Origin of the sequence: Bradyrhizobium sp. U87765 SZCCT0048, from assembly GCF_018131225.1 — a bacterium.
Classification (GTDB): domain Bacteria; phylum Pseudomonadota; class Alphaproteobacteria; order Rhizobiales; family Xanthobacteraceae; genus Bradyrhizobium_A.
On sequence record NZ_JAFCMM010000002.1, the window covers coordinates 251,380 to 274,838 of the forward strand.

General features: G+C 67.9%; 18 protein-coding genes. 3 read left to right on the plus strand and 15 right to left on the minus strand.

Going from position 1 to position 23,459, the window contains the following annotated elements:
- Positions 1-243: 243 nt before the first annotated feature.
- The 10 genes from JQ639_RS14410 to JQ639_RS14455 form a co-directional block, all read right to left on the minus strand.
- A complete protein-coding gene (locus JQ639_RS14410) occupies positions 244-576 on the minus strand; it encodes a cupin domain-containing protein (RefSeq protein WP_211967058.1) in 333 nt (110 codons plus the stop codon).
- A complete protein-coding gene (locus tag JQ639_RS14415) occupies positions 573-1,568 on the minus strand; it encodes an amidohydrolase family protein (protein ID WP_211967057.1) in 996 nt (331 codons plus the stop codon). Before JQ639_RS14415 ends, JQ639_RS14410 begins: the two co-directional genes overlap by 4 nt.
- A complete protein-coding gene (locus JQ639_RS14420) occupies positions 1,565-3,121 on the minus strand; it encodes an FAD-dependent monooxygenase (protein WP_211967056.1) in 1,557 nt (518 codons plus the stop codon). Before JQ639_RS14420 ends, JQ639_RS14415 begins: the two co-directional genes overlap by 4 nt.
- A gap of 13 nt (positions 3,122-3,134) precedes the next feature.
- Positions 3,135-3,881: an SDR family NAD(P)-dependent oxidoreductase gene (locus JQ639_RS14425; protein ID WP_211967055.1), complete on the minus strand. Its 747-nt coding sequence runs from the start codon at positions 3,879-3,881 to the stop codon at positions 3,135-3,137.
- The gene (locus tag JQ639_RS14430; protein ID WP_211967054.1) at positions 3,878-4,786 is read right to left on the minus strand and encodes a fumarylacetoacetate hydrolase family protein; all 909 of its coding nucleotides are present in this window, start codon (positions 4,784-4,786) and stop codon (positions 3,878-3,880) included. The genes JQ639_RS14425 and JQ639_RS14430 overlap by 4 nt, the downstream gene beginning before the upstream one ends.
- A 6-nt stretch (positions 4,787-4,792) precedes the next feature.
- On the minus strand, positions 4,793-5,191 hold the full coding sequence (locus JQ639_RS14435; RefSeq protein ID WP_211967053.1) for a RidA family protein: 399 nt from the start codon (positions 5,189-5,191) through the stop codon (positions 4,793-4,795).
- A gap of 12 nt (positions 5,192-5,203) precedes the next feature.
- Positions 5,204-6,274, minus strand: a complete 1,071-nt coding sequence (locus JQ639_RS14440) for an Ldh family oxidoreductase (protein ID WP_211967052.1) — start codon at positions 6,272-6,274, stop codon at positions 5,204-5,206.
- Positions 6,271-6,687 (minus strand): cupin domain-containing protein, encoded by a 417-nt coding sequence (locus tag JQ639_RS14445; protein ID WP_249123203.1) that lies wholly within the window; start codon positions 6,685-6,687, stop codon positions 6,271-6,273. Before JQ639_RS14445 ends, JQ639_RS14440 begins: the two co-directional genes overlap by 4 nt.
- A 195-nt stretch (positions 6,688-6,882) precedes the next feature.
- Positions 6,883-7,674: a GntR family transcriptional regulator gene (locus JQ639_RS14450; RefSeq protein ID WP_211967051.1), complete on the minus strand. Its 792-nt coding sequence runs from the start codon at positions 7,672-7,674 to the stop codon at positions 6,883-6,885.
- Between the two features lie 265 nt (positions 7,675-7,939).
- On the minus strand, positions 7,940-8,167 hold the full coding sequence (locus tag JQ639_RS14455) for a hypothetical protein (protein WP_211967050.1): 228 nt from the start codon (positions 8,165-8,167) through the stop codon (positions 7,940-7,942).
- Positions 8,168-8,171: 4 nt separating this feature from the next.
- On the opposite strand from JQ639_RS14455, the gene JQ639_RS14460 reads away from it, so the two are divergent.
- Complete coding sequence (locus JQ639_RS14460) at positions 8,172-9,146, plus strand: quinone oxidoreductase family protein (protein ID WP_211967049.1); 975 nt, start codon at positions 8,172-8,174, stop codon at positions 9,144-9,146.
- A gap of 16 nt (positions 9,147-9,162) precedes the next feature.
- Here JQ639_RS14460 and JQ639_RS14465 read toward each other — a convergent pair whose 3' ends face one another.
- The 3 genes from JQ639_RS14465 to JQ639_RS14475 all read right to left on the minus strand — a co-directional run bounded on the left by JQ639_RS14465 (position 9,163) and on the right by JQ639_RS14475 (position 14,414).
- Positions 9,163-10,020: a class I SAM-dependent methyltransferase gene (locus JQ639_RS14465; protein ID WP_211967048.1), complete on the minus strand. Its 858-nt coding sequence runs from the start codon at positions 10,018-10,020 to the stop codon at positions 9,163-9,165.
- Between the two features lie 152 nt (positions 10,021-10,172).
- On the minus strand, positions 10,173-11,747 hold the full coding sequence (locus JQ639_RS14470) for a type II toxin-antitoxin system VapC family toxin (protein WP_211967047.1): 1,575 nt from the start codon (positions 11,745-11,747) through the stop codon (positions 10,173-10,175).
- A gap of 231 nt (positions 11,748-11,978) precedes the next feature.
- Positions 11,979-14,414, minus strand: coding sequence for an autotransporter family protein (locus tag JQ639_RS14475; protein ID WP_211967046.1), 2,436 nt, complete (start codon positions 14,412-14,414; stop codon positions 11,979-11,981).
- A gap of 1 nt (position 14,415) precedes the next feature.
- Between JQ639_RS14475 and JQ639_RS14480 the strand changes: the two genes are divergently transcribed.
- Positions 14,416-14,700, plus strand: coding sequence for a hypothetical protein (locus JQ639_RS14480; RefSeq protein ID WP_211967045.1), 285 nt, complete (start codon positions 14,416-14,418; stop codon positions 14,698-14,700).
- Between the two features lie 194 nt (positions 14,701-14,894).
- On the opposite strand, the gene JQ639_RS14485 is transcribed toward JQ639_RS14480, so the two are convergent.
- Complete coding sequence (locus tag JQ639_RS14485; RefSeq protein ID WP_211967044.1) at positions 14,895-19,571, minus strand: autotransporter domain-containing protein; 4,677 nt, start codon at positions 19,569-19,571, stop codon at positions 14,895-14,897.
- A 116-nt stretch (positions 19,572-19,687) separates the two neighbouring features.
- On the opposite strand from JQ639_RS14485, the gene JQ639_RS14490 reads away from it, so the two are divergent.
- Positions 19,688-22,726, plus strand: coding sequence for an ATP-binding protein (locus tag JQ639_RS14490; protein ID WP_211967043.1), 3,039 nt, complete (start codon positions 19,688-19,690; stop codon positions 22,724-22,726).
- Here JQ639_RS14490 and JQ639_RS14495 read toward each other — a convergent pair.
- A complete protein-coding gene (locus JQ639_RS14495) occupies positions 22,699-23,397 on the minus strand; it encodes a response regulator transcription factor (protein ID WP_249123202.1) in 699 nt (232 codons plus the stop codon). The two genes, JQ639_RS14490 and JQ639_RS14495, sit on opposite strands and share 28 nt — an antisense overlap.
- Between the last annotated feature and the right edge of the window lie 62 nt (positions 23,398-23,459).

Sequence of the window (23,459 nt, forward strand, 5' to 3'; positions counted from 1 at the left end):
CGGGGATTTTTTGTTGGCAACTTATGAACTTGCTCAGGGAAACGGCTCCGTCGTTTCGGAAGGTGGTCTCTCGGCCCTCTCTGTCATGGCCGGGCATTGTCCCGGCCATCCACGTCTTCGTTGCTGAAACTCTGCAAAAGACGTGGATGCCCGGGACGAGCCCGGGCATGACGTAGCAGGTGGGCTCAGCACCGAAATATAATCGGACAGCCTCAGAGGACGCGCACTGGATGCGCCCTGCCCTCAGGCCTTCGTCACGGCCTGCTTGAACTCGATCAGCACGTTGGAATAGGTCGACTGGCCGACATTCTCCAGTTCGTGCGGGATGCCGGCCTCGCGCCACATCACTTCGCCCGGCGTCTCCTTGGTCGGTCGCGAGCGGCCGTCGGCGAAGCGCATGAAGTTGTCGCCGGGGGTCAGCGGCACGATCAGGTACGGCAGGTGGTGCTGGTGCCAGCCCTGGATGCCGCCCGGCGGCAGCGTCAGACGCCACACCCGGATGGTGTCGTTCTCGAAGATGACCTCGTCGCCGATGGTGCCGAGGACGGTGCCCTCCGGCATGCGGATCTCGCTCATGTGGGTTCCTTCCTGGTGCTGAAGCGCGCCAGGAGGCGCGCCGGATTGTCGGTGAGATAGCGCTGGCGCCGCTCGGCGGCGAAGTCGCCGAGCTGGCGACGCGGCTCGACGATGCCCATCGGGAACGGCCAGTCGGAGCCGAACACGACATTGTCGGCGCCGAACGTGCGATCCGCGAGTTCGGCAGCGGCCTCGCCGTGGCAGATGCAGTCGACATGGATGCGGCGCATCAGCTGCGACGGCGCCGCCCGGCCGGTGTCGACGCCCGGCCGCGCCGTGGCGTGGCCACGCTCCCACCGCCCCGCGACCATCGGCGCGAGGCCGCCGCCATGGGCGAAGCACGGCACGATGTTGGGATGGCGCTCGAGGACGCCCGAGAACACGAGGTGCGCGATCGCCACCGTGCTCTCATAGGGGTTGCCGAGCAGGTTGGTGAGGTAGAACGACTGCAGCCGGCCATCGGCGCACTCGCCGGGATGGAAGAACACGAACGCGCCGGCATCGTCGAGCACGCGCCACAGCGGCGCGAAGGCGTCGTCGCCGAGCGTGCGGTCGTCGCCGGTGCCCGTCGGCATCGCGAACAGCGCATGGCCCCGCGCGATCCATTCGGCAGCAATCGCCACCGCCTCGTCCGGCGCCTCGACCGGCAGATGCATCAGCGGCTTAAGGCGATCGCCGGAGGTCGCGGCGATGTCGCGCAGGCCGGCGTTGAGATAGTCGGCCCAGGCGCGCGCGTCCGCGCCGCGCAGCTGCTGGCGGTAGAGCGGCGGCGGCGCCGAGATCCAGGCCTGGCCGACACCGTTCTCGGCCATCCAGGCGATCAGCGCATCGGGCTTGAACAGCGCCTTCATGCCCACCGTGTGGCCGTCGACCACCAGCACGCCCTTCGCGGCATCCCACACTACACCGTCGAACGCCGCGATACGCTCCGGCACCACCGGCGCGAGATGGGCATGGACGTCGAGCAGAATGCGATCGTGCGAATCCGTCATCGTGCGTGTCCCCGGATGCGGTTGTAGAGCCCTGCGATGTCAGCGCGGCCGAGCGGCAGGATCGCCGCAATATGGTCGTCCGGCCGCAGCAGCACAACGGTATCGTCGCCGCAGCCGAGCCGCTCGCGCAGGCGGTTGCCGATGTCGAGCAGCGCACGCTCGCGCAGGCCCGAGTCGAGCGGCGCGTCCCAGCGCGACACCACGTAGCTGCGCAGGCCCGGCAGATCGTCAGGCGGCAGCACCGGGCGGCGGCGCACGTCAGTGAAGTACAGCGCCACGAAGCTGTCGTCGCAGAGATCGTGCAGGTAGACACGGCCGCCCTGCCCGTCGAACAGCGGCATGTCGGGAACACGGTCGCCCACCCGCACCGCGCCACGCTCGGTCTTGACCAGTGACCACTGCCCGGAGCCGTCGACATCGAGGCTGACGCCGAGCAGCGAGCGCGTCATGGCGTTGGCCCACGCCGAGCCGGACATCGCCCGCGCACCGTCGTTCTCGCCGCCCATCAGCTTGCGCGCCGCTTCCGCCATCTCGCCGGAGCCGTGCGCGGCCAGCGGCCGCTGCTCGTGCTCGTAGCCGTCGAGCAGGCTGTCCGCCGCCCAGCCGCGCAGCACCCAGGCGAGACGCCACGGCAGGTTGATGGCGTCGAGCACGCCGGTGTTGAGGCCGAGCGCCCACATCGGCGTGATCAGATGCGCGGCATCGCCGGCGAGGAACACGCGGCCGTTGCGCCAGGTCGAGGCGATGCGGTGATGGACGCGGTAGGTCACGGTGTTGATGACCTCGAGGGCGTTGACCTCGCCGATGAAATGGCGCGCCTTGGCCTCAAGCTCGGCGGGGGTCGCCTCCTCGACGCCCGGCGCCAGCGGAAACAGGAAGCGCCAGCAATGCGGCTGGCGCACCAGCACCATCCACTCCGCCGGATCTGCGAAATAGGCGAGATACGGATAGTCGCGCGGATTGGCGGCGTCGAGGTCGACCTTGATATCGACCAGCATGTAGCGGACGTCGAGCGACGTGCCATCCACCGCGATGCCGAGCTGGCTGCGCACCGTGCTGCGGCCGCCATCGCAGGCGATCAGGTGACTGCCCTCGACCTCGCGCACGCCGTCCGGCGTCTCGAAGCGGGCGACCACGCCATCGTCGGTCTGCGCGAACGACAGCAGCTTGTGGCGCAGGTTGACCGCGCCCTCGGGCAGGTCCGACAGGCCATCAGCCAGCACCGGTTCGAGATGGTGCTGCGGCAGGTTGATGACAAAGGGAAAACGCGTCTCGTCGACGAGATGCTCGGTCATCACCGAGGCGCGGCGGGTGTTGGTCGCCCGCTCGATGTCGCCGATCTCGTCGAGCCGCAGCGCCCGCGCCAGCACCGCGCGGTCGACGCGGTAGCGGCGGAACGCCTCGATGGTGCGGGTGAGGATGGTGCCCGCCTTGGTGTCGCTGGAGAACTCGCGGTCCTCCTCGAACAGGCGGAAGTCGATGCCATAGAATTTAAGGGCGAGAGCCGTCATCAGCCCGACCGGGCCGGCCCCCACCACCAGAACCGGTTTCATCGGCCGGGATCTCCTATTCGTCGTCTTCGTTGCGTGCGAACGCCATGTCGCGGCTGAGCAGCGACGCAGTCATGGTCGCGGCGTCGGACAGCAGGAACATCAGCGGGCCGACGACATCCTCGGGGCGGCCGACGCCGATCGAGGACTTCCAGCTGGCATCGTCGGCGCCGGCATTGGCGGCGCGGTACTGCGGCGTGTCGATCACGCCCGGCGCGATGAGATTGACGCGGACGCGATGCTCGGCGACCTCCTTGGCCGCGCTCTTCACCCAGGCGGTCAGCGCCGCCTTGGACGAAGCGTAGGCCGAGGCCTTCGGCCAGCCCTGGTGCGCAAGGCCAGACGAGAAAGCGATCACGGAGCCCCTGCGCCGCGCGATCATCGATCCGATCACCGCCTGGTAGCACCACATCACGCCGTTGAGGTTGATGCCTATCACCCGCAGCCATTCGGCCGGGTCCATCTCGTGGATCGCCGAGCGCGGCTGGATCGCCGCGGCGCAGACGAGACCATCGACCGGCCCGATCGACGCCGCGATCTCGGCAAAGCCGTCCATCACCGCGGCACGGTCGCCGACGTCGATGCGGCGGGTGGCGATGGCAGGCGCCTCGGCGCGCAGGCTGGCCATCGCCGTCTCGTCCATGTCGCAGACCACCACCCTGGCGCCGGCCGCGGCGGCGGCGCGCGCGAGGGCGCGGCCGATGCCGTTGGCTCCGCCGGTGATGGCGATGACGTCTCCGGTGGCGTCGAAGCGGACTTTCATTGGGGTGCGCTCATGGATGGGATGTCGGTCGTGTCGTGCAGATTCGCCGAGACGACGCGATTGCGCAACTCGCCGAGACCCGTGGCCCGCACCACCATCTCGTCGCCGGCCTTGAGGAACACCTGCGGCTCCCTGGCATTGCCGATACCCGAGGGCGTGCCGGTGATGACGACGTCGCCCGGTTCCAGCGTCATGCCGAACGACAGCTCGGCGATCAGCTCGGCGATCGGAAACGCCATCTGCTTGAGCAGCGCGCTCTGCATCACCTCGCCGTTGAGGGTCAGCTCCAGCCGCGTGTTCGGCAGATCGAGCTCGTCCGGCGTCACCAGCCAGGGCCCGAGCGGCATGGTGCGATCGATGCTCTTGCCCTTGAGCCACTGGCCGCCATGGCGGCGCTGCAGGTCGCGCTGCGACACGTCGTTGGCGAGGCAGTAGCCGAACACGTGGTCGAGCGCCTGTGCCTGCGACACGCTGCGGCAGCGCTTGCCGATGACGAGAGCGACCTCGGCCTCATAGTCCCATTTGGCGGAGATGTGGGCGTCGAGGCCGATCGCCTCATGCGGCCCGATCACCGTGTTCGGCCCCTTGGTGAAGAAAGTCGGCGCCTTGGGGCGGTCGACGTCCTGCCCCTCGCGCTTGCCGCGGCTCTCCTCGAAATGGTCCCAGTAGTTCCAGCCGGTGCACAGCACGTCGCGCTGGAAGCGCTGGATCGGCGCCATCAGCTCGACGGACGCGAGCGGCGCGACCTGGAGATCGCCGCGCGCCGCGAAGCTGTCGATCGCCGCGCGACCCTGCGCGATCAGCGCCACCATATCGCCGGCTTCCGCCGGCAGCAGACGAACCTTGTCGCCTTCGACGAGGGCGACGCGTGCCGCCCCCGCCACCTTGACTGTCGCCAGACGCATGACCGATCAGCCGTTCGGCAGCACGGCGATGGCACTGATCTCGATCAGGTACTCCGGCTTCACCATCTTGGAGACCTCGACCATGGTGGACGCCGGCACCGGCGCCTTGAAGTATTCCTCGCGCACCTTGTGGATGATCGGGAAGTGCTCGATGTTGCGGACATAGACGTCGACTCGCACCACGTCGTCGAGCGAGCCGCCGGCGGCTTCCGCCGCGGCCTTGAGGTTCTCGCAGACCTGGCGGGTCTGCGCCTCGACGTCACCGATGCCGGCGATCGAGCCGTCGGCGCGGCGCGCGGTCATGCCCGAGATGAAGACGAGCTTGCCCTTGGCCTCGATTGTGGTGGCCTGGGAGAAATGGCCGTTCGGCTTGGCGAGCTTGTCGGTGGTGATCTGCTGCTTCATGGCATACGACTTTCAGTTGGAGAGAAGGTGGCCGAGATCGAGCCCGAGCGAACGGGCGACGTCGATCAGGCTGGTCAGGGCTGCGCCGGACACGCGACAGCGCCCGGCGGCGCCGCTGCGCGCGGCATAGGCGAGTTCACCCGGCGCGTAGACACGCTCCACGCCGGGCGCACGGCGCGTCGCGGACACCCGCGACAGCTCCGCGCCGGCGCGCGTGGCGAAAACATCCGGCGCCACGAAGTGGCCGGCGTCGATGGCGAGGAACAGGTTGGCGCAGCGATAGGGCCGCGCCGCCGGACCGTAGAGCGGCGCGACCTCCGCGCCGATCGCGCCGTCGGACAGGCCGCCGCACAACAGGTCGACGATAAAGGCGAGGCCATAGCCCTTCGGGCCCGCCGCCGGCAGCAGCATGCCCTCGATCGCCGCCTTCGGATCGGTGGTCCCCGCGCCACTCTTGTCGGCGGCCCAGCCCTGCGGAATCGGCTGCCCCGCCGCGGCGGCGTTGCGGATCTTGCCCATCGCCACCGCGCTCAACGCCATGTCGATTTCCGGCGCGAACGCGCCGGCGCTCGGGGTCGCGATCGCGATGGGATTGTTGCCGGTGAGCGGTTCGGCGCCGCCCGGCGCCGGCATCAGCGGCCGGGTGTTGGCCATCACCATGCCGACACAGCTTTCGTCCGCCATCATCCGCGCGTAGCGGCCGGCAGCGCCGAAGTGAAAGGCGTTGCGCACGGTGACGGCGGCGAGGCCGTAACGCTTCGCCCGTTCGACCGCGAGGCCCACCGCCTGACGGGCGGTGAGCTGTCCCAGCGCATCGTGCGCATCGATCACCACCGCCGCCTCGCGGTCGGAGACGATTTCCCCGGTGGAGGCCGTCGACACCGAGCCGGCGCGCAGGCGATCGACATACATCGGCACCAGCATGACGCCGTGGGACGCGACGCCCTCGAGATCGGCAGCGACGAGGTCCTCGGCAACGATCGCCGCATCCGCCGGCGCAACGCCGACGGCCACGAAGATCGCCGCGACGGCCTCGGCGAGCGTCGCCGCCGACAGCATGCCGTCGGTTGCCGCGGTGGTCACCGTGCATCCTCGTCGTTGTTGTACCAGGACGGCCGTTCGGGATAGTGCGGACCGTCGTACATCTCGACCACGATGGTCTCCTCGTGCGCCAGCGTCGGGCCGTGCACATTGCCCTTCGGGTTGCAGTAGAACGAGCCGGCGCGCAGCGTCACGCCTGTACTGGTGTACTCGTAGTGGCCCTGCAGGCAGAACATGAACTGGTTCGACGCATGCAGGTGCGGCGTCGGAATGCTCGCGCCCTTGTCGAACCGGATCAGCGCAATCGACGCGCCGGTCTCGTCGTTTCGCCACAGCATCTTCTCGTGCACGCCCGCGAGCGACTTGGCGCGCCACGGCATGTCTGCCGTCTGGATCAGGATTTCAGCGAGGGACGGCATCCCCGGCGGAGTTGTCGGAGGCGTGGTGCTGGCCATGTCAATTTCCAAATATCATGAGGTGAGTTAGATGATATTTCACATGATACAAAAAGCAAGCCCCTTCCACCGCTGTCGGGTGTGAGACCTGTGATGTTCTTGATCGGCCGTCAAAATTCACGACGGAGCTTGCGCGAAAGCAAGCCATGGCGGCGCCGGCAGGCGCCGCTATCGCCCGCGATGCAAAGCGCGGCCTTAGCGCGGCGGCAGCGAACGGAAGGCGTTCGGCGACATCCGCTGCAGCTTCTCCAGCCGGCTGCGCAGCGCCGAGATGTGGTCGAGCATGCGCTGGGCGGCAAGATCGTCATCGCCGGCGATGATCGCGGCGGCAATTTCAGCATGCTGGTGATTGGTCGCCGGCACGTCGATGGTCTGCCACAGGTTGAGATACCAGAAGCGCGTCGAGCGCTCGTGCAGCACGCGGGCGAAGTCGCTCATGATCGCGTTGTCCGACAGCTGGGCGATCTCGCGATGAAACCAGCGGTCGTTGGCGGTGAATGCCGCGATATCCGGCGGATCCTGATCGACGGTCGCGGTGGCGATCTCCATCATCCGCGACAGCTGATCGGCGGTCACCTCGCCGGCGGCGACGCGCCGCGCCGCCGCGCGCGCCAGCTCGGGCTCCACGGTGACGCGAGAATCCAGGATTTTCATGATCTCGGCGAGGCTGTCCGGCTGCACGATGATGCCCTTGCGCGGCAGCACGTCGACAAGGCCTTCGAGATGCAGGCGCTGCAGCGCCTGGTGCACCGGCGTGCGGCCGAGCTTGAGCTGGGCGCAGATCGCCGCCTCGTTGAGATACTGGCCGGGCAGGAAGTGCAGATTGATGATCCGCTCCTTGATGCTCTCATAGGCCTGCTGGACCAGCGACTTGCCTTCCTCGCCGCGGCCACCCTCGGACTTCGGCTTCTTCGCAGCCGCCTTGCGCGGCGCAGCCGTGTTCTTCGGCGCGGAGGCCGCCTTGCTGGACTTCGGGGTCGCGGCCATCGGCCAAGCTCCTCATCAACGGCCGGATCGTCCGCCGGGAATCGCTTCTGATGACTATTCCTTGCGCAGAACATGCGCAAGACTCCATCATCACCAAAAATTGTTCCTGAAATATCTCGCCACGCGTGATGAGCGCGACCGGGACCGCGCATGTCCGTCCGCACGGAGCGCAGTCACGATGCCGCGAGCACGTGGCCGCGCGTCACACTCCGCCGCCCGCCGAAGCCGGGAGCACAGGCCCACCGCCAACGGGCTCTCGCCGACATCAAATCCATCGCGTTGGAGCGCCAATCGAGAACAGGCTTGCCTGACGGCGCCGGATGAGCGCCGCGTGCGCGGCATCTGGCGCGCGATCGATCCCCGCACGTTGCATTGCCGGCAGGCGATCCCTGCCGAAATCCCCCTTCCCGCCTGCGCGGCGCGCCGTCATGATCGCCACCCCACGTCGATCGGCCGCGCGGCCTTGCGCCAGCGATGCCGCCAGGAAGGACATCCCGATGACCCATGCGATTCGCTTTCACGCCACCGGCGGCCCCGAGGTTCTGGTCTGGGAGGAGGTCGCCGTCGGCAAGCCCGGTCCGGGCGAGGCGCGCATCCGCCACACCGCCGTCGGACTGAATTTCGTCGACATCTACAACCGCTCCGGCCTCTACCCGGTGCAGTTGCCGAGCGGGCTCGGCGGCGAAGCGGCCGGCATCGTCGAGGAGGTCGGCCCCGGCGTCAGCGATCTCGCGCCCGGCGACCGCGTCGCCTATGGCAACGCGCCGCTCGGCGCCTATGCCGAAGCCCGCCTGATCCCCGCCGACCGCCTGCTCAAGCTGCCGGACAGCATCGACGACAAGACCGCCGCGGCGATGATGCTCAAGGGCCTCACGGTGCAATACCTGATCCGGCAGACCTACAAGGTGAAGGCCGGCGACACCATCCTGCTGCATGCCGCCGCCGGCGGCGTCGGCCTCATCCTCGGCCAGTGGGCGAAGCATCTCGGCGCCACGGTGATCGGCACGGTCAGCAGCGAGGAAAAGGCCGCGCTCGCGCGACAGAACGGCTGCGCCCACACCATCAACTACACCAGGGAAGACTTTGTCGCGCGGGTGAAGGAGATCACCGGCGGCCAGGGCGTGCCCGTGGTCTACGATTCCGTCGGCAAGGACACGTTCCTGAAATCGCTCGACTGCGTGGCGCCGCTCGGTCTCGTCGCGCTGTTCGGCCAATCGTCGGGCAATGTCGATCCGCTCAATCTCGGCGTCCTCGCGCAGAAGGGCTCGCTGTTCGTCACCCGCCCCACCCTCTTCACCTACGCGGCGAAGCGCGACAACCTCGTCGCCATGGCGAAAGAGCTGTTCGACGTCGTCGGCTCCGGTGCCGTCAAGATCGATGTGCGCCAGACCTATCCGCTCAAGGACGCTGCCCGCGCCCATGCCGACCTCGCCGCCCGCAAGACCACGGGATCGACCGTGCTGCTGGTGTGATGGCCGGCGGCGACGTTCACGTCGTCGCGACCACAAGCTCCTCAGCGTTCGCCGGCGGCCGCAGGCCATCGGCTCGCCCCGCGAAATAGCGCGCGGTGAGATCGTCTGCGGAGATGTGCCGGGCCTCCTTGAAGCCGGTGGCGCGGGCCAGCGCGATGATCTCCGCCGGCGAAAAGAAGCTGATGAACGGCGTGCCGCTGTCGCGCGCGCCCTTCACCGCGAACTCCAGCGCCGGCCGCATCTCCGGCGATGCCAGTTCGAGGGGCAGCAGAAAGGTCATGGCGAGCGCCGAGCCCGGCGCCAGCGACGCCACCTGGCGCAGCGTCGCCTCGATCGCTTCATGGGTGAGATACATGCTGACGCCGGTGGACGCGACCACCGCCGGCTGCGTGGCGTCGAAGCCCGCCGCCTTCAGACGCGCCCACCAGTCGTCGCCCGCCTCGAAATCCACCGGCACGAGCCGAAGCCCGTCCGGCACGCCGAAGCCAAGTTCGAGAAGCCGCTGGCGCTTCCACGCCTGCGCGCCCGGCCGGTCGACCTCGAACACCCGCAGGCGCGCGGCGATATCCGGCCGGCGCTGCGCGAACGTATCGAGCCCGGCGCCGAGGATGACATACTGCGTGACGCCACGTGCGAGAGCGTCGACGACGAGATCCTCGATGAAGCGCGCACGCGCGATGATGGCCGCGCGAAACGGCGCGGTGCGCTGCAGATCCATATCGGGCCGCGTCCGCCAGGCCGCATCGGGCGCGGCGAGTTGCAGGCCGACGGTGTCATCGAGCACCGGCGGCGACGCATCGGCTTCGACATGCAGTGCGCGCCACAGGGCGACGCGAACGGCGGTGCTGTCCGGTGTGGCGGCCAGCTCGGTCATCATGATCCTCCCGGAACGATGTGCGGTGGAGAGCTCGGCATTAATTGCAGAAGCCGCGTGAGGTATCCACGTCGCAGCGTGATGGTGAGCGACCTCACTTGCAGAAAAAAAGGCGGTGAGCGCCTTACCTTCCATCGCGAGACACGCGTCGCTCAGTCGACCGGCGCCTTGAGCACGCGAATGAACTCCGGTCGCACCCAGCGCAGCAGGTTGAGACCCTGGCCCGCCAGCATGCCGTTGTCGTCCTGGGTCGGCGCGACCGACAGGAACAGATTTGCCGTGCTGTTGTCTGCCGGCCAGACCATCGCGGCGCGCGCCGAATAGGGATTGGCCCACGAATCCAGATTGACCACGGGCACGCCCATGAAGAAGGCATCGGTATCGCCATAGGCGATATCGGCCTCGCTCGACATGTCCCAGTCGACATCGAGCGTATGCCAGCCGCTGTCCCTGAGATAACGGATCTCGGACGGCGGCCACAGGAAATAGAATCGCGGCGTCATCCCCGCCGGTACGCTCAGCTCCGCCTTGCTGAACATCTTGTCGTCGAAGCCCATGACGCCGCTAAACTTGACGCGCACCAGCTTCTCCTTGCCGGGCACGAAGGTCGCAAGGCCCGCCACCGTGGTGTCGAATGGCAGCTTGAGCCGGCTGACATCGGCGGGAGCGCGCGGCTTCAGCCAGATGCTGTCGCCGACATCGGAGGCGCCGCCGGTGATGCGCGGCCGCGAGCGCGCGTCGCGCAGCGCGTCGTCGGGATCGATGCCGTAGCCGATCTGGATGCTCTGGAAGACGATGACGGTGTCGATGGCGCTTTCGGCATCGCCCTGCGCCTTCGAATAGGACACCAGCACCAGCGCGCCGAGCTGCGGATCGTCGGCCAACCGCCGCTGAACCTCACCCTGCAAGCCTTGCCATGCCGCTTCGAAACGGCGGGCCTGCACCGCCGTATTGATCCGCTGCAGCACGAAATTGGCGCCCTGGAAGGCGAGCGTCGCGCCCTGGAATTTGGCGTCGCCGCGCGCGTCGGGGCCGCCCTCATGCACCGGCTCGATCGGCTCGCCGACCACCGCCTTCGTCCCCGACGTGCTCCCGCCTTTGGCGCCGGCGCCACCGCCGCTGCTGCCACCGCTGCCACCGGACGCGCCGCCGCCTCCGCCACCACCACCGCCACGCGGCGGCGACGGTGGCCGTGGCACATTGACGGCCGGCAGGTTCAGCAGGCGGCGCGCGACGCCGATATCCTCGGTGCCGGTCCTGATCTCGATGCTGCTCTCGCGCGCGATGGTGACGCCGAGATTGGCGGCGCGCTTGGCGAAATCCTTGTCGAGCGTCCACAGGCTGGCGCGCAGGCTGCGCGCCTCCGCGGCGACGAACGCATCGCCCGGTGTCTCGCCGCCCTTGCCGCCATATTCGTCGACACGGCCGACCTGACCGCGGCCGGGCTTGTAGACGATGTTGTCGGCATAGAAATCGCCGCGATCGGAGATCCTGCTGTCCGGCTTCGGCAGCCGGCTCTCCGGCGGCGTGTGGATGTTGAGGTCATCGAGCAGCACGCGATAGCCTTCGCGCAGATCGGCGCCGGGCGTGTCGCGCACCAGCTCGTTGTAGGCCGCGTGCGCGATATAGACCTGCTCCTTCGACTGCAGCATGCGGGTGAGCGCTTCGGCGATGGCGATGTTGCCGCGCGCGATTGCGGTGATGACGTTCTTGTCGATGATGATCATGGTCGCCCCATCGGCCGGCGAGCACGCCGGCGAAATCAGGGGAACCGGCGAACGCGCCGGCTCGTGCTGACCATTGGTACGGGTATCCCGCGACGGGGTTCAATCACACCGCACGCGCCAGAACATGCACGCTGTGCCCGCACCACGCGGGCTGAATCGCGAGACCCGCGCCGATCTCATCCGCACAGGCCGGCGCGCGCTTCGCGGCCCCGGCCTGTCGGTTCCATCACCTCACCAGCCGTAGCGAACGACGCCCTTGCCGGCGTAGGAGCGCGTGACGTTGGAGAACTCACCCTCGAAGGTCGCTGCGACGGACCAGCCGTTGCGCCACATTCTCTCGACGGATGTCGTGACCAGCGCCGCATCCGACGCCTGTGCCGCACCGTTGACGACGAACGATGCGCCGGGCACCGACTGGAACGTGGCGGCGACGCTGCGGTCGGGATTGAACTCGTGCGCCCAGGCGAAGCGGCTGCGCAGCGTCAGGATGGAATCGGCAAGCGCATAGGCCTTGTCGGTGCGGAAACCGAGCTCGGTGCGTGTCGACGTGATATCCTTGGTGGCGTAATTCAGTGCAAATACGCCGAGGCCGGACAGCGTCTGCTCGCGATAGCCAGGCAGATCGAACGCTGTCGCCTGCACCGCGGCGTAAGGCGTGACGCCGATCCCCATCCATGGCGTCACATAGCGGCTGCCGCCTTCGAGGCGCCCGGAGAATGCATTGACGTTGAAGCGTGCCTGCAACCGATCGACACCGACGACGTTGCGATCCGTCGTCACGTCCTGCCACGCATAACCGAGCGCAGCGGACAGATAGCCGGTCCCGACCGTGTGGCGCAGGAAACCGCCCACCTGGAACAGATCCGACCGGCCGCTGCCGCCATTGGCGACCGAGAATGTGGTGCCGCCGCCGGACATGGCGAAGCCCGCCAGCGTATTCGGCGAGATGCGGTAGTCGGCGCCAACCGCCGCGCCATAGATGCGGCTGGTGGAGGTGTTCGATCCCGTCGCGGCATTGCCGTCCGTGGTCTGCGAACCGCCGAAGCCGGTCGCCCATACGTTCCAGCGCTGCGCGAGCAGGTCGGCCTTGACCGGCATCGCCTTGGCGAACATCGCATAGGCGCTGCGCGGTGAATTCTCCTCTGCGAAGGACGAAACGCCGCCGGCCGACGGAGAGACGTCATTGCTTCGGCCCGCCGCGAACGGATCGGTCATCACGCCCATGAACTGGTTCATCGCATCGAAAGTCGTCTGCTGCGATCCAACCGACGTTTCACCGGACGCCTGTGACAGACCGCCCGGCGTCAACGCGCCGAACACGATCGGGATTGCCCCGCCCGCGTTGAAGACGTTGATCACGGCGTTGGCCACGTTGCGCTGGTTCTGGTTCAGCGGTGTAAAGACCTGAGCCGAGGGATCTGTCGGCGTCGATGGCGGTGTCGACGGCGGCGTCGATGGCGGCGTCGATGGCGGCGTCTTCTCTGGTGGCGTTGTCGGCGTGTAGTTCAGCGTCAGATTGAGATAGGCGCTGTTGGCGTCGTAGCTGAGACCGCTGCGGAAATTTGCCGGGAGATTCGTATTGACGACATTTGATGCAAAGGCGCCGGACACCCCGCCGCTCGCGGTGAGGATGGTGTATTTCTTCTCGATATAGCCACCACTGGCGAACACGGCATTCACCGCAGCGCCGCCGAGTGTCGCCGTACCTGAGACATTGGTGTTCGCCGCAGCCGACGGAGTCACCTGCACCTGATACGTGGCCCCGGACTGGAACATGAGATCGCCGGTGACGCCCAGCGCGCCGGTCGGGCTTGCCGCATTGCCTGGCGCGAGCGTGCCGCCACTCATGATCGTGGTCGCGCCGAGACCGCCCGTGCCCGACAAGGTCCCGCCCGTGTTGACCGTGATGGCCGATGAGCTCGCGATCGAGCCATTCACCTCCAGTTTGCCGCCATTGACCGTCGTGGCCCCGGTGTAGGTATTCGCGCCCGCGAGCGTGACGACGCCGTTCGTCGTCTTGGTCAGATCGGCCGATCCCGCCAGGACACCGTTCACGGCGCCCGCCTGCATAGCGAAGGCCGTCGACGCATTGACGGTCGCCCCCGTGTCCAGCGTGCCGCCCAGCATCGAGTAGGTGGTGGTGCTCAGCAGCCCGTTCCGGATCATGCTGCTACCGCTCTGGAAGACGCCCCCATTCTGGATTTGCACGGTGCCGCCGAGCAGGAGCGTACCGCCATACAGCGTCAGAGTGTTGTCCGCGCTGCCCAGGCCCGCCACCGATTGAATATTGAGCGTGCCGCCATTGATCTTCGTCCCGCCGGTGTAGGAGTTGATACCGAGGAGGTTGACCTGACCCTGGCCAGCGATCGTCAGGGATCCGGAGCCGGTAACAGACCCGCTTACCGAGAAGGTCGAGTAGAGATAGGTGGTCGTGATCACCGTGTTCGAATTGAGTTGAAGAGTAGCCGATATCTCTTTGGCGGTGGATGAGCTGTCCACATTGATCAGCGCATTCCCCCCCGAGCTGGCCTGCATGATCAGCTGGCCCGACTGAAACTGGACACCGGCGTGGGCGGCAAACGCGTTGCTGTTGGCGTAGATATTGAGGACGCGAACCGTAAACGGGCCGCCCCAAAGATCAATGAAGTCGGTTCCTGAATTAGGCACGTTGAATGTCGCGACCGCATCGACTGCATTCGGCATGGACCCGGTCCATTTGTTCGAGGACCAACTGCCGCTGCCGCCAGTCCAGGTCTGTGCTTTCGCATCGCCTGCCGAAACAAGCACCGCCGCCCCGACCGCGATCAGCGCCGTCGTGCCGAGCAGCGCGTGCCGCATCCCAGCCGATGATTTCAAAACACTGCCACCCAACATCGCCAACTTCACGTATCGCCCCCAAAAGCTGCCATTCATCGTAGAGCCGAGGCTGGAGTCCCTGCCGTGCCTGGCGTGACAGTCACAGAGAGCACGCAGGTAGCCCCACACCTGCGCGCATTCCATCGAATCCGAATCACGGACTGCGATCGACTGATCAATTGCTTACCCGCCGTCCTGCAGACTTTGACGAGCCATGTCCCCGCGCGTTGTAAACGGATGTAAGGACAACATGCGCGTCCGCGATCTGAAGAGCCTTGCTGAACGCGGCGATCACCACGCGTATCGGACCACGCCTTTGCCGGCATAGCTGCGGGTAACCTCAGAGAACTCACCTTCGAACGTTCCTGCCACCGACCAGCCGCTCGCCCACTTCATCTCGGCGGATACGGTGCTGAGGACGGAGTCGGACGCCTGCGCCGCGCCGTTGACGACGAAGCTCGCACCCGGCAGCGTCTGGAACGTCGCCCCCATGGCGCGGTCCGGGTTGAAGTCGTGGGCCCAGGCCAGACGCCCACGCAGCGTGAGCACGCCGCCCTCTGCGGCGAACGATTTGTCAGTACGCAGGCCGAACTCGCTGCGCGTATCAGCCGCGGTCCGGCGCGCATAGGCCAGCGCGAAAGTGCCCGCGCCCGCCGTCGCGCTCTCGCCATAGCCCGGCATGTCGAAGGCCGTCGCCTGCACGGCCGCATACGGCGTCAGGCCGATGCCGCCGGTCCACGGCAGGGTGAGGCGATAGCCGCTCTCGAGCCGGCCGGAATAGGCCAGCGCATTGAAAGCGGAGCGCAGCCGGTCGACGCCGCCGGCGGCGACGGTGCGATCCATCGTGATGTCCTGCCAGCCGGTGGCGACCGCTGCGGTCACATAGGCCGCGCCGCTGGTGTGGTGCACATAGGCGCCAGCCTGGAACAGGTCGGAGCGGCCCGAGCCGAGGTTCCTGACCCCGAAGCTGGTGCCGCCACCGCCGAGCGCGAAGCCGGCGACCGTGTCCGGCGAGAAGCGATAGTCGGCGCCGACGGCCGTGCCGTAGACATTGGCCGTCGCCGCGCCGGATCCGGTGATGGCGTTGCCGTCCGTGGTCTGCGCGCCGCCGAAGCCGGCCGCCCACACGTTCCACGGCTGCGCGCAATCGGCAGCACGCAGTGCCCTCGTGGAGACGCCTGATGCACACGCGCTGTCGCCGCGACCGGCCGCCGACCGATCGGTCAACACGCCGAGGAACTGGCCCATCGCGCTGAACGTCGACTGCTGCGCCGCCGTCGCTGCTTCGCCCGTGAGCTGCGACAGCGACGCCGGCGCCATCATGCCGACCGCCAGCGGGACGCTGCCGTTGCTGTCGAAGGCCTTCGAGAGCACGCCTGCGACGCTTCGCTGGTTGCTGGTGAGGCCGCCGCCGAAATCGAGCGACAATGTCAGGTAGGCGTGGGTCGGATCATAGCTCGTCGATGCCCTGACATTGGCAAGTGTCGTGCTGACGGGCCCGAAAGTACCGGCGACACCGCCATCCGCGGTCAGGATCGTATAGCGCCTGGCGATGGCATCGCCGAGGAACGACGCGGTCACCGCCGCGCCACCCGGCGCCGCCTGGCCGATGACATGGGTCGATGACGACTGCGTGCCCTGGAGGCCGACCACATAGCGTGCGCCCGGCTCCATCGCGAGGTTGCCCGCGATGGTCAACATGCCGAGCGGATTGGCCGCGTTGCCCGGCGACAGCGCCGCACCGGATGCGATGGTCGTGGCATGCGGCGGATCGACGAGGCCGATGCCGGACAGCGTCGCGCCGGCGCCGACCATGACGTTCGACGAACTGCCGATCGAGCCGTCGACCTGCAGCGTGCCACCATGGACCAAGGTCGCACCGGTGTAGGTGCTGTTGCCGGTGAGAACCAGCGTGCCGCCGGCCAGGGTGAGATTGCCCGCGCCCGAAATCACGCCGGCAAACGTGCTGGTCGCCGTGCCGTTGAGGGTCAGCGTATTGCCGCCGGACACGATGATCCGTCCGCTGCTGCCGCCGGTCAGGTTGTTGAGCGACTGATCGAAGCCGTGCAGGTCGAAGCTGCCCTGCACGTCCACCGCGCGCGACGATGCGATGACGTTCGCAGCGCCCGCCTGCAGCGTCCCGCTCTGCACGAAGGTCGCGCCGGTGAACGTGTTGCCGGGATTGGACAGCGAGACGATGTTGCGCGCGGCGATCACGAGGTCGCCGGTACCGATCAGCCTGGCGGCGAGATCCGCATCGCTGCCAGCCGCGCCGACACCCTCGGTCAGCGTCAGGCGCCGGCCGCCCTGCAGATCGAGCTGGGTCAGGCCGTAGCCGACATACAGGCCATCCTGGCTGGCGCCGGTGGTGAGATGATAGTCGTAGCTCGCGACCGCGACGAACTGGCCGTCCTGCTGCAGGTTGACGGTCTGTGCGCTGGAGAGCGCATTGCCGTTCTGGTCACGCAGCGTCAGTCCGCCACCGGAGCCAACGACCGGCCCGCTCGACGAGACCAGCTTGACCCCGGCATTGGCATGGCTCTGCTGAAACAGCGACAGGCCGGTCGGCGGGGTCGGCGGCAGCGCGACCGTGCTGGGCATATTGACCCGGACCGATCCGGCGCCGCTGACGTCGAGCGTGCCTGTGCTGATCAGGCCGCTGGTGCTGGCCGGCGTCCACGCCGACGCGTCGAACACCACCGTGCCGCCGTTGATGCTGAAGCCGCCGATGGTCTGGGTACCGGCGCCGACGGTCGTGACGTTCCCCGTCCCCACCGAGAGCGTGGCGTTGCCGAGGGCCGCGGTGTTCGCACCCGACAGCGCGAACGTGCCGTTCGACAGCGCCACCCTGCCGCCGAACGCCGTGCCGGCGGCCGGATCGAATGCAAAAGCCCGGCCGGAGGTCGAGACCGACAGCAGGCCGGCCCCGGTCAGAGCGTTGTTGAAAACGAAGGCTCCGGATGCGCCGACCTGGAGTTCGCCTCCGGACTGGATGTTCACCCCGCCGGATCCGAGATTTGTGGCGCTGTCGATGCTCGATGCGGACAGCTTGACGGTGGCGCCGCTGCCGATCGTGGTCCCGCCGCCGTAGGTGTTGTTGCCCAGCAAGGTCTCTGTACCGCCGGAAACGATCAGGCTGCCCCAGCCGGTGATCGCCCCCGAGAATGTGCCGCTGGCATTGGTCAGCGTCAGGCTGTTGCCGCCGAGAGAGACGTTGCCGGCGGCGGCGCCATCGAGGCTCCGGATCGACACACCTGTGTCGGCCTGCGAAATGTCGAAGGTGCCGCCGGCGACCGTCACCCCGGATGACGCCGCGATCGAGCCTGCTCCCGCCAGCGCCAACGTGCCGCCGGTGATCGTGGTCGCGCCGGTATAGGTGTTGACGCCATACAGAGTCTCGAAGCCGCCGGATAGCTGAAGGCCGCCGCTGCCGGAGATCACACCCGCATAGTCGTCGATCGCGTTCGCCAGTGTCAGTGTCTTGTTGCCGAGGACGACTGTTCCGCCCGTGTCGAGGCCATAGCTGCCGAGAGACTGGAGCGTCGCACCGGCAGTGGTCTGTGAGATATCGAACGTTCCACTCTCGATGGTCATGCTCGACGACGCGATCGCGCCTGCGCCGCTCAGCACCAGCGTGCCATAGCTGATCCAGGTCGTGCCCGTATAGGTATTGACAGCCGTCAGGTTCAGCGTGCCCAGGCCGGACTTGGTGATGCCGCCGCTTCTGCTGCCACCCGGATCCGCGAGCACGCTGGTGAGCGTCAGCGTCGTACCCGCTGCGGGGCTGATGGTACCGCTCGTGACCAGGCTGATCACGCGATCCATCGTGAACGATGTCGTCGTCTGCAATTGCCCGCCGGCGAGCCGCAAGCCCGCGCTCGGCAAGCCGAGACTGGCATCCTGCGAAATGACGAGCGTTCCCCCGGATGACAGACGCCATCCGGCTGTGCTCGCCCATGCGCCGGTCAGCGTCCATGGGCCGCCGTTGACCTCGAAGGACGAGAAGCCCTGATACTTCGTGCCGATCGTGGCGACATCCAAAGTCTCCGGTCCCCTCACATCTCCGCCGAGGCGGAAGATACCGTGGCCGGTCTGGTCCACGACGGTCCCGTTGATCCTGGAGCCCGCCCACAGTTCGAGCGTGTTGACGCCACCGGTGAATGTGACGGCATTGACCGGAGCGCCGCTGCCGCCGGCGCCATTGGTGCCGGCCGAGATCTCACCACCGTTGATGACGGTGAGGTTGCTGCCGATGATGCCGGCGCCACCGATACCCCCCGCAGCGCCGCCACTGCCGGTACCGCCATGGGTCGGAGCGGAAGCGGAGGCGATACCATCGCCGCCATTGCCGCCGGAAATGGTCCCGACATTGGTGATGGTCACGCCCGAGCCAGAGATGCCTGCGCCCCCGCCGCCGCCAGCGCCGGAATACGTCATCCCCGCGCCGCCCCTGCCGCCATTGCCGCCCGAAATATCTCCGGTGTTGACCACGCTGCCGCTATTGCCCACAAGGCCGGCTCCGCCGCCGCCGCCACTGCCGCCGCTGCCAGCCCCCGCGCCAGAGCCGCCTGCGCCGCCGCTGCCGCCAGCTCCGCCGCGGATCGCGTAAATGTTGGTGAGAACGTTGCCGGAGAGCGACCAGCCGTCGCCACCGCCGCCGCCACCACCACCGGCCCCGGCGCCCGAGGCATCGACGCCAGTCGTGCCTGCACCGCCGTTGACGATGGTGGCGTTGGTGACCGCCGTGCTCGACGAGGCGCCGAGAGTCCCTCCGGTGCCGCCTGCACCATCACCGATCCCGGGGCCCGATCCGCCGGCGCCGCCCTGGCCGCTTGGGGAGCCCGCCGCCCCCGCAACGCCCGGCGTGCCGCCGGGCCAGCCGCCGCTGTCGCCGCCGCTGCCCGCGAAGACCGGGCCCGCCTCCAGCGCGAACGCCAGCACGCCGGCCAGTGCGGTCGACGCCAGCAACGAACGCCGTCTGGTGACTGGCGAACATACTGCAGCCCGATGAGATCGGAGGGCTCGGGGAAGATTGCGCATGACGGGGAGGCCGCTCCAGATCGGCAGGCGAAGGCAGAATATCGATGACACCCCGCGTACCTGCCTTCATCAGGAAATTCCGTGCGCGCATTGTCGCCGCTGTAAATGCATGTAAAGACTGTCCGGCGCGACCACATCCGTTGCTCCGCGTGACGCACCGGCAGCCCGCGCCTTCATCTCGATCCCGGTTTGGGCTAGAGCAGCAGGATCTCCGTTTCCCACTTTCCGCCAGACAGCCACTCGTGATTTTCAGCCGACATTCCCGTGCCAGCCGCCCGCACCCGTGGTGGATGGGCTTTCTGACGCTCGCCATCGTCGTCACAAGCCTCGCCCTGCCCTGCCGTGTCGCCGCGGCAGAGACGGACAGCATCGACCTCGCGGGGATCACCGACCATCGCGCGCTCGTGGGCTCGTTGTCGTTGCTCGAGGACCGCGACGGGCGGCTCTCCGCAACAGAGGCGCTCGGTCATCCGGGATGGCAGACGATCACGCCGCGCTCCATGGCGCGCGGCTACACGCGCTCGGCCATCTGGCTGCGCGGCGTGTTCGAGAACACCAGCCGTGCGCCGGTGACACGCTGGCTGTCGGTCGGCGCGCCGCGCCTCGAGGACGTGCGTTACTTCCGCTTCGCGCCGGGCGCGGACACGCCCTCGGAGACGATCCTGGCCGGCAACCGGTTGCCGCTCGACAGCCGCCCGGTGAAAGCGACGCGCTCGATATTTCCGATCACGCTCGCGCCCGGCGAACGTATCGTGGTGGCCGTGCGGGTGCAGAGCCGCTCGTCGGTGAGCCTGGAGCTCAGCCTGTGGACACCCGCCGCCTTCCAGGAAGCGGAGACGCCCGACACGCTGATCGAGATCCTGTTCATCGGCTCGATGGCGACGATGGCGATCTTCACCCTGGTGATGGGCCTCGTCCGGCGCGACCTGATTTTCCTCACGCTCGGCGCCGGAGCATTCGCCGAGATCGTCTACGACCTCGGCTTCCAGGGCCTGCTGTATCGCTACATCCTCACCGGCGGCGGCGAGGTCGTGCTGCGCACGCCCGCCGTGATGGGCGCCGTCGCCCATGTGCTGCTGTGCACGATGGGCGCCCTGTTCATCGGCATGTATCGCGTCGCCATCTGGCGAGCGATCCTCGGCCTGTTCAGTTGCGTCGTGCTCGCCGGCGCGGCCTATGCCGTGATCGGCGACTATCGTGCCGCGGCCACCGGCCTGACGACGATCGAGGTCGTCTTTGAGGCCGTATGGATCATCGGCATCGTGGACTGCTGGCGGCGCGGCATGGGCAACGCCCGCCTGGTGCTGCTGGCGAGCGGCCCGGCCACGCTGCGGTTCTTCCTCTATCTCGGCCACATCCTCGGCGCCTGGCCCGCCTCCTGGTCGGTCGGCTCCGAGATCGCCTGGAACAACCTCACCGTGCTGTTGCTGCTGATCATGATCACGGTGGCGCACCTGCGCGAGATCCAGCGCGAGCGGGAGCGCACGCAGCACGAACTGCTCGACCTCAAGGAGCACGAGCGCGAACGCCTTCAGCAAGCCGTCGACGAACGCACCCGCGAACTGCAGGCCGCGCTGGCCGCCGCCGACGACGCCAACCGCGCCAAGTCCGACTTCCTCGCCGTCATGAGCCACGAGATTCGCACGCCGATGAACGGCATGCTCGGCGCCATCCATCTGCTCAAGTCGATGCCGCTCGCCGACGACGTCCGCACCACCGTCGGCGTGGCCGAGCGCACCGGCGCCGCGATGCTCGCGACCATTGGCGACATCCTCGACTTCGCGCGCATCAGCGAAGGCCGCTTCGTCACCGACGCCGCCCCGTTCGACCTGCGCGCGCTGCTCGGTGATGTGCGGACGATCATGGCGCTGCGAGCAACCCAGAAAGGCATCGCTCTCATCGTCGTCACCGATCCGACGCTGCCGGCCGCCGTGATCGGCGACGCCGACCGGCTACGCCAGATCCTGCTCAACCTCGTCGGCAACGCGATCAAGTTTACCGCAACCGGCGAGGTGCGCCTGGTGGCTGAGCCTGCTCCCCATCAGAACGATATCATCCGGCTGCGCGTCTCCGACACCGGCATCGGCATTGCCCCCGCCATGCTCGGCCAGCTGTTCGAGCCGTTCGTGCAGGCGGATGCCTCGATCGCCCGGCGTTTCGGCGGCACCGGCCTTGGCCTCGCCATCTGCCGGCGGCTGGCCGAAGCGATGGGGGGCCGCATCACCGCGGAGAGCACGCCTGGACGCGGCAGCACGTTCGAGGTTCATCTGCCCCTGCCGGCCACCGATCCCGACGACATCGCGATGCCCGCGTCGGCGGGCAACAGCATCGCGCGCACGGCGCGCCGCATTCTCGTCGTCGACGACGACGCCAACAATCGCTTCGTGCTCACCGGATTGCTCCATGCGATGGGGCACCATGCACTCGAGGCGACCGACAGCGCGCAGGCGCTGGCGCTGCTGGCGCACCATCCGATCGACGTGGTTCTCACCGACCTGCAGTTGCCCGATCTCGACGGCATGGCGCTGACCCGCGCCATCCGTGCGCTGCCCGGCGACATCGGATCCGTTCCAACCGTCGCGGTGAGCGCTGATGTCACCCCCGGGGTGATGGAGCGCTGCCTCGCCGCCGGCATGGACGGCTACCTGTCCAAGCCCGTGATGCCGGCGGACCTGCGACGGACGATCGACGCCGTCTGCGCCGGCCGCCAGCCGGTCGCGCTGGCGCCCGTGGCGAACATCAGCCAGTTCCTGACGGAGGTCGAACAGGAGCTCGGCACGGACATGGCGATCCAGCTGGTCGAGCAGGCGCTGGCGGCAATCGAACGGGGGGCTGCGGAGATCGCCGCTTCGCTGCGGCGTGGCGATCGCGATGCCGCCCGCCGGGCGACACATCGGCTGACCGGGTCGGCCGGACTCGCGGGCCTCGCAACGCTCAGCAAGGCTGCCGCGGCTCTCGAAGGCCGCCTCGCCGCGGCGATGACCGACGATGTCGATGGCGCCGTCGCCGCGATGCTCGCGCTGGCCGAACGATCGGCGGATGAATTGCGAGGCGTCTACGCGACGCTGGCGCTGAAGCGATAGCCGATGCCGGGCACGGTGACGATCAGCCGGGGCGCCCGCGCCGGATCGCCGAGCTTGCGCCGCACGCTGCTGACGATCACATCCACCACACGCGATGGCCCGACGTCGCCATTGGACGCGAGCGCATCGAGCAGGTGAGCGCGCGACACGGTCCGCCCACCGGCCGCGATCAGCGTCGCCAGCACGTCGAATTCCGACGGCGTCAACGCCACGGCCTGCCCCTCGGCATTGGTCAGCACACGGGCAGCGGTCTCGAGGCTCCATCCTTCGAAACGAACGACACCGCTTGCTTCGGCGGGACGACCGAGCAGCGCCATCAGGCTGGCGGTGAGCTGCTGCGGATGGAATGGCTTGACCAGGTAGTCGTCGACCCCCAGTTCGGCCGCCACGGCACGGCTGGCCGCCGAATCGTCGCGCGTCGTGATGCAGATCGGCACGTCGAGCCGGGTGCGCAATTGTCGCACCAGCGCCAACCCTTCCTCGTCCGGCAGGCCAAGGTCGAGCGCGATGGCATCCACAGGCTGGCCCGGCACACGCAGCGCGGCGCGCATCTCGGCCGCTGTCGAGGCGACCGTCACCGCGACGCCTTCCTTCTCCAGATAGGCCGCCAGAAGCGTCTGCACGAAAACTTCGTCCTCCACGAGGAGAACCGTTGGACGCCGCTCTGTCATGGTCTGCCGGTCAAGCCCCTGCCGAATCGTTGATTCGCGCCTCCTGCGTCCTTATTCCATCG